The organism is Nostoc sp. 2RC, from assembly GCF_014222165.1.
GTDB classification, from domain to species: domain Bacteria; phylum Cyanobacteriota; class Cyanobacteriia; order Cyanobacteriales; family Nostocaceae; genus Nostoc; species Nostoc linckia.
This window is the reverse complement of the sequence record NZ_JACKZU010000570.1, coordinates 1-3,263: the sequence shown is the minus strand read 5'-3', so window position 1 is coordinate 3,263 and position 3,263 is coordinate 1. Positions and strand designations below refer to the sequence as shown.

Genomic DNA, 3,263 nt, shown 5'->3' with positions numbered 1-3,263 from the left:
AAATTACTTTGTATAAAAATTCCATAAATTTATGAACAAATTTTATGTTACAGTTTGCTTAATGATTACCAATCTGCAAAAATATTATTATGGTAAGGTCTTCCAAGATTGTTGATTGGAGGCTAAAAAATATTTTTTTATAGACGATATGACGGTTATTATGTATTTTATTATGTTCGTTGTAGATGAACAATTTTTGTTAGTAACTATACATAAAAACCAAAATGTATCAGTAACCTAAATTTAAATAAATACTTTAGTTAACTATTAAGATCCACGAAGCTAAAACTCACAAAATTAGGTTATTCCGTAGAAAAATTTTATTATAATGCAATCACCCAAAGATTCATCAAATTTACGACAAAAAGCTGTTAAGGGAGTATTTTGGTCTGCTCTAGACAGTTGGGGGCGTCAAATCGTTTCTCTTGGGGTTTTCTTAATACTGGCACGCTTGCTAGGGCCAGAAACATTTGGCTTGATTGCTCTTTCTACCATATTTTTAAATTTTTTACAAGTTTTTCTCGACCAAGGTCTTTCTCAAGCGATCGTCCAACGCCAAGATATAGAAAAAGAACATTTAGACACTGCCTTTTGGACTAATTTAGGAGTCAGTGGACTAGCAGCTATACTCAGTATTGCTTGTGCTGGATTGATTGCTAATTTATTCAAGGAACCACAGATTACGCCAATCATCCGCTGTTTATCTTTAGGCTTTATCATCAGTGCTTTTAGTAGCGTTCAAGAAGCAACTTTTCAGCGGAAACTAGCATTCAAATCTCTTGCAATACGCTCATTAATAGCGGTAGTTATTGGCGGTATAGTAGGCGTAACTATGGCGTTTATGGGATTTGGAGTTTGGAGTCTAGTCGGTCAGCAATTAACCAATAGTTTTGTACAAGTTTTGGTGCTTTGGTCAGTTAGCGATTGGCGTCCAGGATTGAGATTTTCCCAAAAACACTTCAAGGAACTATTTAGCTTTGGAGTGAATGTAATGGGAATGAATTTATTTAACTTCTTAAACCGTCGCTCTGATGATTTTTTAATTGGTTATTTCCTGGGTTCTGTTGCATTAGGATATTACAGTGTTGCCTATCGTTTACTCCTCATTCTCACACAGTTACTGACTAGCATTATTGTCAAAGTATCCCTTCCTACCTTTTCGAGATTACAGCAAGAACCCGAAAGATTACGCAATGCGCTTTATAAAGCGATCCAAATGACAAGCTTGATCACTTTTCCGGGTTTTTTAGCCACAGTCATATTAGCACCTGAAATAGTAACGGTGATATTTGGGCAAAAGTGGTCGCCAAGTATTCCAGTGATGCAAGTTTTGAATTTGATTGGTATTCTTTATGCTTATTTTTATTTCAACGGTTCTGTGATTATGGCTGTTGGAAAACCTTCTTGGAAGTTAGGTTTAGATTTCATACAAGCTGTCAGCAATGTTATTGCCTTTGCTATAGCAGTTAGGTGGGGAATTATTGCAGTTGCAGCAGCTTATGTGATTAGAGGTTATTTAATGGCACCACTTAATGTGTGGGTAGTTTGGAAGTTAATTCATATTGATATATGGACTTATCTGCGTCAAGGTGCTGTTCCTTTAGCAGGAACAATAATTATGCTAATGAGTATCTTTAGTGTTAAATACTTTTTGATTAACTTAATTAGTCCTCCTGTAATATTAGCTATTTCCATAGCTGTAGGCATAATAGTATACGTTTTATCGATTTTCTTGATTGCACCAAAACTATTTTGGCAAGTAGTCAATATTTCCCGTTAACTCACTAGAAGGATAAAAATCATCATGAATGCAATTATTACGGGAATCACTGGGTTACGTAATAGAGGTGTTGAAGCGTTAGTCGTTCCTACCATTGAACAGTTACTAGAACGTCAACCTAATTTAGGTATAAATGTATTGACTGATTCACCTGATTATGACGAAATCCGGCTAGAGGTTTTTGGCTCGCAGACAATTAAAGATTATCTGAGAAATGCTAACAAAACAAAGCTGCACAAGTTACGTAATATTTTTTCTCAGTTTTATAAGCCTTTGTCAGCTAATTATCAATCCAATGTAGAAAGAATCCGTCAATCATCAATTGCTATCGCTTCTGGAGGAGATGTATTCAGTTCTGACTATGGAAGATTAGATCGGCATTTATTACCATTAAATATAGCTTTGGAAGCTGGTGTACCTGTTGTGTTTCTCGCTCAATCAATTGGGCCATTCAAGACTCAGAAAGAAGTGGATGCTTGGTTGAAAGTTGCTCGTCGTTCTAAATTAGTTACAGTCCGCGAACAACTTTCTTACAAATATGTAACTAAAGATTTAGGTTTAGATCCTTCATTAGTAAAACACACTGCCGATCCAGCTTTTTTATTGAAACCGCCATCTCCAGAGATGGTAGCTAAAATTTTGAGAAGCTACGGTATTGACCAAGATAGGCCTAAAATTGCCATTGCACCTAGTCAAGGTATTTGCCGTTATGCTGCTCAAGATTATGAAAAACATATTAATGTTTGGTGTCAGGTAATCAAGCTAATGGTTAACGAATTCCGGGCGCAGGTATTGATTATTCCTCACGTTCAAGAAATCAATGCTAATAATGACGATCGCATCTTTGCCACGCAATTGTTAAAAGCTCTTGATTATCATTTAGATGTTCGACTTGCAGGTGCAGATCATACTGCGTCAGAGTTTAAAGGATTAATAGCAGCCTGCGACATGATTGTAGCCGAAAGAATGCACCCGGCGATCGCTGGACTTTCCAGTGGTATCTGCACTCTCCCAGTTGGTTATTCAGTGAAGGCAGAAGGAATTATGTTGGATCTTTTTGGTTCAGAAGCACTTCACGATCATAAATTACTGATTTCAATTCAACAATTTCTCAATGCCGATGTAGCTTGTGAAACTATAGTTAACTGTTGGAATAAACGTCACGAAGTGGCCAATCGGCTAAATCAAGTACTACCACAAACTAAGCAAGCAGCAGCAGCTAACTTTGATATGATTTCGGAGATTTTAAAATAGAAGTCACAAGATTTGCCATTTAGTAATCAATAGCGAGAAGTCTAAGAATGCAGAGGCTAAACTTCACAGGTTAATTGGAGTTTAAAATCAGGATTCTTGCTTCTCACTACTTTCAATGGCATAGCAAACTTTGTTTTCTTATGTATTAATAAATTCACAAGCCTGAAAAGTTTTATCATAGAAGGTGATTACAAAAGTATTTTAATTTTCTATACAGAAATAAAAATAC

Annotated in this window: 2 protein-coding genes; both read left to right on the top strand. The window is 35.9% G+C overall.

Going from position 1 to position 3,263, the window contains the following annotated elements; all coding sequences use genetic code 11:
• Positions 1-328: 328 nt before the first annotated feature.
• A complete protein-coding gene (locus GNE10_RS33245; RefSeq protein WP_185570319.1) occupies positions 329-1,780 on the top strand; it encodes an MOP flippase family protein in 1,452 nt (483 codons plus the stop codon).
• A gap of 24 nt (positions 1,781-1,804) precedes the next feature.
• The gene (locus tag GNE10_RS33240) at positions 1,805-3,034 is read left to right on the top strand and encodes a polysaccharide pyruvyl transferase family protein (protein ID WP_185570318.1); all 1,230 of its coding nucleotides are present in this window, start codon (positions 1,805-1,807) and stop codon (positions 3,032-3,034) included.
• Positions 3,035-3,263 lie beyond the last annotated feature (229 nt).